This window comes from Pseudomonas sp. UBA5706 (genome assembly GCF_002419965.1).
GTDB lineage: Bacteria > Pseudomonadota > Gammaproteobacteria > Pseudomonadales > Pseudomonadaceae > Aquipseudomonas.
Genome location: NZ_DIHC01000033.1, coordinates 24,085 through 30,084, shown reverse-complemented (window position 1 = coordinate 30,084; position 6,000 = coordinate 24,085). Strand labels below are relative to the sequence as shown.

At 59.1% G+C, this 6,000-nt stretch carries 2 protein-coding genes and 1 pseudogene; all 3 read left to right on the top strand.

Annotated elements, in window-relative coordinates; all coding sequences use genetic code 11:
- Positions 1–222: pseudogene (locus B3I26_RS15425) on the top strand (hypothetical protein); the annotation flags it as partial.
- Positions 223–395: 173 nt separating this feature from the next.
- Positions 396–3,743, top strand: a complete 3,348-nt coding sequence (locus B3I26_RS15420) for a glycosyltransferase family 4 protein (RefSeq protein ID WP_296258804.1) — start codon at positions 396–398, stop codon at positions 3,741–3,743.
- A gap of 333 nt (positions 3,744–4,076) precedes the next feature.
- A complete protein-coding gene (locus tag B3I26_RS15415) occupies positions 4,077–5,879 on the top strand; it encodes a DUF4214 domain-containing protein (protein ID WP_296258802.1) in 1,803 nt (600 codons plus the stop codon).
- Positions 5,880–6,000 lie beyond the last annotated feature (121 nt).

The window sequence follows — 6,000 nt, the reverse complement described above, 5'->3', positions numbered from 1 at the left end:
TTCTGGCCGAAGGCCGTAGGCGTCCAGCTTGCTGACGATCCAGCGCGTAGCGGTGGCAAAACCGGACGACTCGGTTGTATCAGACGTACCGCGTGCACCGGTTTTGCTGCCGCTTCGCGGCAGATCGCCGGCAAGCCAGGCTCCTACGCCCTGCGGGCAGAGGCGGGGTTGTGGTGGGTGGGGGGGCTTCTGGCCGAAGGCCGTAGGCGTCCAGCTTGCTGACGATCCAGCGCGCAGCGGTGGCGAAACCGGGCGGTTCGGTAGGGCAGGTTGGGGGGCGGGGTCGGTTTGTCGTTTTCACGCGGCCGGCCAGCCGGCACACATACCGCTGCCATTCTTCTATTCAGTGATCGATAATCGCTCTTTTCATTTTCACCTTCATCCCGGGCACCTCCATGCAGAATGAAGCACGCATCACTATTCATCAGTTCGCCGTCAGCGTCAGCGTCGGCGATGGCATCAGCAACGGCATGCTGTTGATCCGCAAGCTGCTGCGGCAGGCGGGCGTTACCTCCGATATTTATTGCATCAAGCCCAACGAGCACATGCAGGGCGATGTGCTGTGCATGGATGATTACGCGCCCGGCAGCGCCGATGCGTTGCTGGTTCACCATGGCATTGGCAACCCGGTCGAAGGCTGGCTGCGCGACTTGCCCGAGCGCAAGTTCATGGTCTTTCACAACATCACCCCGGGCGAGCTGTTCCCGCCGGAGCACGCCATCCAGCCCATGCTGGCCCACGGCTGGGATCAGGTCGACACCTGGCGTCACTGGCTGACCGGCAGCATCGCCGACTCCCGGCAGAACCTGCAGGAACTGCTGCAGCGCGGTTATTCCACCGACAACACCACCGAAATCCCGCTGCTGGTCGACCTTGAACGCATCGAGCCCCACGCCATCAAGCGCAACGACTTCCCGCGTCCGTTCACGCTGCTGTTCGTGGGCCGCATCATGCCGCACAAGAACCAGCTCGGCGTGGTCGAGGCCTTCGCGCAGTTGCTGCGTCGCTCCCATGTGCCGCTGCACCTGTACCTGGTGGGTGGCTTTACGGTCATGGACTACAAAGAGCAGATCCAGAAGCGCATCGATGACCTAGGCATCGGCGCGTTCGTCAGCCTGACCGGCAAGGTCGATGACGACACCCTGGTCTCCCTGTACAGCCGCAGCGACCTGTTCGTGTCCCTGAGCCATCACGAAGGCTTCGGCATGCCGCTGATCGAGGCCATGGCCCATGGCCTGCCGGTGCTGGCCTATGACGCGCCGTCGAGCAACGTGACCCACACCCTCAACGGTGCGGGGCTGCTGCTCAACGACCATGACCCGCAGGTGGTCGCCGCCACCATTACCCAACTGATGGAAAACCCCGCGCTGCGCCGTCACCTCAAGCGTCGCGGTGCCGAGCGGCTGCATGAATTCGCCTATCAGCACCTTTACGATCGCCTAAGCGCGTTCCTGAGCCGCTTCGACCTCAACCTGCCGCAATACAGCTTCGAAAAGCGCGCCCCGCAGATCAACGTCGATTACCGCATCGAAGGGCCGTTCGACAGCACCTACAGCCTGGCGCTGGTAAACCGCGAGCTGGGCCGCGCACTGGCCGAGAACGGGCACCGGGTGGGGCTGCGGGCGACTGAAGGCCCCGGCCCGATTCCGGTCGATCCGGCGTTCCTGGAAGCCAACCCTGACTGCGCTGCCTTGCATTATCGCGCCGAACGCCCGGCCAGCAACGTGCTGCGGCTGATGTACCCGCCGCGTGTCAGCGACATGGCGGGGGATTTCAACGTTGTCTCCTGTTACGGCTGGGAAGAGTCCTGCCTGCCGCAAGCCTTCTGCCACGACTTCAACCATCAAGCGCATCTGGTCACCAGCATGTCCAGCTGGGTGACCCGCACGCTGGTGGACAACGGCGTGACGGCGCCGATCATCACCGTGGGCCTGGGCGCCGACCATATCCTGCGGGCCGAAGTGGACGCTTCTGCGTTGCCGCCCCTGCCGGCAGCCACGCCTGAGCGCCTCAAGCTGCTGCACGTGTCGTCATGCTTCCCGCGCAAGGGCGTGGACGTGTTGCTCAAGTCCTACGGGCAAGCCTTCACCGCCAGCGACGCTGTGGTCCTGATCATCAAGACCTTCCCCAACCCGCACCACGACATCGAGCAACAGGTGAAGGACTGGGCATCGGCCTTGCCCTCGGCGCCAGCCGTGGAGTTGATCGTTCAGGACCTGCCGGACAGCGCCATGCGCGCGCTGTACGTGCTGGGCGATGTGCTGATCGCGCCGTCCCGTGGCGAAGGCTTCGGCCTGCCGCTGGCCGAAGCCATGCTGCACAAACTGCCTGTGGTGACGACAGGGCAGGGCGGGCAATCGGACTTCTGCACGCCGGACACCGCCTGGCTGATCGACTACCGCTACGAACGCGCCCGCACGCACCTGGAAGCCAGCGCATCGGTGTGGTTCGAGCCCAATGCCGAGCACTTGGCAAGCATTCTGGGTGAATTCCACGACGCCTGGAAAAAGGGCAGGTTCTCGGCATTCGCTGCCAAGCGTGTCGAAGCGGCCGATGCCCTGATTCGCAGCCGTTTCACCTGGTCGGAAGTGGCCAAGGCCAGCGCCGAGGCCATCCATCTGGCCCAGCAACAGCCTTTATTAAAGAAGGCACCGAAGCTGGGCAGCATTACCAGCTGGAACAGCGCCTGCGGCATCGCCACCTACAGCACCAAATTGCTCGAACCGGCATTCGGCCCGGAATGCCAGGTATTTGCCAACGACGACGCGATCCTGACCGCTGGCGACCAAACCCATGTCGAGCGCTGCTGGACCGCTGGCCCGAACGATAACCTGGAGCGCCTGAAAAACGCCGTCGAGCGTTCCGGGGTCGATACCCTGTTGATTCAATTCAACTTTTCTTTCTTCGGTATAAAGCCATTTGCCACCTTTTTGGATTGGGCACACGGGCGCGGCATTCGCACATTGGTGGTGTTCCACTCCACCGCGGATGTGAAGCACGGCGAACAATTGAAGACCCTGCGTGACATGCGCGAGTCGCTGGCCGGTTGCGCGCGGCTGCTGGTGCACAGCGTCAGCGACCTCAATCGCCTCAAGGACTTTGGCCTGAACGACAACCTGCTGATGTTCCCCCACGGCGTCATCGACACCCCGCCGCCTGAACCCGGCCCACGTCAACTGGCGGCCAAACTGCAAAGCAAAACCATCATCGCCAGCTACGGCTTCCTGCTGCCGCACAAGGGCATGCCGGAGCTGATCGAAGCCTTTGCGATGCTGACGCAGAAAGACCCGTCGCTGCATTTGCTGCTAGTCAACGCTCAATACCCGGTTCCGGCCTCGGCTGAACTGGCCGAAACCTGCCGTGAGCGCATTACTCAATCGGATTTATCCGGACGAGTGACACTGATCACCGATTACCTCTCGGACGAGGAATCGCTGGCTTGGTTGGGCATGGCCAGCGTCATCGTTTTCCCGTACCAGCACACCCAGGAATCGTCGAGTGCGGCGGTGCGTTGGGGGCTCAGTACCGGTCGTCCGGTTCTGTGCACGCCGTTGTCGATTTTCGAGGATGTGTCCGATGCTGTTACATTTCTTCCGGGCACTGATAGCCAATCGCTATGTGATGGCATAAGGGCCGAGATAGACGCATCGCCCCGTGCCAAGCAGGATGTGTGGTTGAAAAATCATGGGTGGGGTGCCGTGTCCGCTCGTCTGAACAACGTTTTGCGCGCATTATCGGCGTAAATTTACGGAACTTTAGCCCACAAAAAATAACGAATCTTCCTACTGACCCCATCAAGAAAGCCCTATGGACTTTCCGGAAAAAGATGGATCACGGCTATTGTTTCGCCGCTATTTTGACATGTATGATCGGCGCGCAATCGTCAGTTATCTGTCTGAAGGGCTTTGAAAAAAGAGCTTGGGTCAGTAGCAGACGGCAGGGTTAGCGATGATCGCTGACTTCCCATAAAGGGGGCCACGGCCCGCTGGGGCGTGGCAACAGGCAGAGGCCGACGGGCCTTCATCCGAACGGATGCCTGAGTGTCGATATCGACTCATATTGGAGATGAAAACGTAATGGCTACCACTTCTGCACAAGTTCAACAGCTGTATGTCGCTTACCTGGGCCGCGCTGCCGATAAAGCTGGTCTGGACTACTGGCTGAATGAGCTCAATGGCGACACTACTGCCCCGGCTACCCTGACTCTGGAAGACCTGCGCGCTAACTTCGTTAACGAGCAGCCTGAGTACCAAAATGCCTACGCCGGCCTGACCCGCACTGAAACCGTTTCCAAGATCTACCTGCAACTGTTCGGACACTCGGCTGACGCAGCTGGCTTGGCTTACTGGACTACCGGTGGCGGCGCTTCCGTTGAGACCGACCAACTGCTGGTTGCTTTCGTAAACGGCGCTTCGGCTACTGACGCTAAAATCGTTGCTAACAAGGTCCTGGTTGCCGAGGTTTACACTTCGACTGCTGGCGACAACTACACTTCCGATGACGCTACTTCGGTACTGGCTGGCGTTGACGGCACTACCGCTTCCGTGACTACCGCGCTGACCAACTTGGCCGCTCTGCCAGGCATCGCTATTCCTGCAAGCGTTGCAGAAGTTAAAGCTGATGTTGCTGCTGCTGCTGCAGTGACTGCTTATGAGGCTTCGAAAGTTGACTCGCTCTCCGCTCTGAACGCCAAAGTTGTCGCTCTGAACGCTGGCTACACCGCTTCGTTGACCGCTATCGCTGATACCAACAACAACGGCTCGATCGACTACAACGAAGCTGCTGTCGCGATCCCTAACGCCACTGCTCTGCGCGCCAACATCTCGACTAGCAGCACTGCCGACCTGCAGACTGCATCGACAAACGCCAATACCACAGTTGCCGCTGACCGTGCTGATTTGGTTGCCAACGACGTTAACGCCGTTGCCAAAATCAACACTTACAATGCTGCCGTAGCTGCTGACGCTAAAGTAGCAGTGGTTGCTCCTACCAGCATCTCTTCCGTTGAAGGCGGCTTGGATGGCGTGATCGGTAGCGGCACAGCAAACCAGACTGCTTTCACTAGCGCTGTTAGCTCGTACCACACAGCGTCGGGTACGACTGTAACTATCGCTAACGCTACTGAACTGTACGCAGTTGTTAAAGCTTCTGCTGGCGATGCTAATGCGCTGACACAACTGGATGCGGCTTTCAACACTGGTGTATTTGCTGCGACTTACAGCGCTCTGAAAACTGTAGCTGTTGCTGATGCCGCTAAAGCTGCTTCGACTCAGGCTGTAACTGACGCTACCACCGCGCTGTCGTCTGTTCACGCTACTACCTATGCTGCTGACTCGGTAGCTGCTACAAACGCTGCGAAAATCCTGGCTGACGCGCAATCTGCTGACGCTCTGGTTACTCAAGCCAACGCTGAAGTTACCGCTCACACCGCCGTACTCGAGTCGGCTGCAGACGCACACGCTGCTGTCGTTGCTAGCGCCAACATCCACGACCTGGATGCCACATCGCCAGTGCTGGCCGGTACTGCTGCTGCTGACCTGTTCTACTTCAGCGCCATCAAAGCGACTGACGATTTCACCATCACTGCTTTCAACAAGGGTGACGCTCTGTACATCGGCGACGGTTACACCTTCAACTCCAACGTTAAAGTTGGTACTGACGGTTTCTACACCGGCACCAACACCTCGGCTAAAGAAGTGTTCTTCCTGCAAGACGCTACTACCAAGGTTGTTAGCGCAGTAATCGAAACCAACGCTGTTGGTCACACTGCTGGCACTGGCACCACCGATAACGTAGCTGTTATCACTCTGTCGGGCATTACTGACCTGTCCCAGGTCAGCTACGCTAACGGCGTGATCACCACCACTCACGTTGCCTAATAAGCACTCTGAGTGATGCCTAGGTAGGCTTCGGCCTACTTAGACAGATCAAAAAAACCCGCCCCTTAAAAGGCGGGTTTTTTATTGGCCCGAAATAGCCTATCTATTGGCGATAACCGCG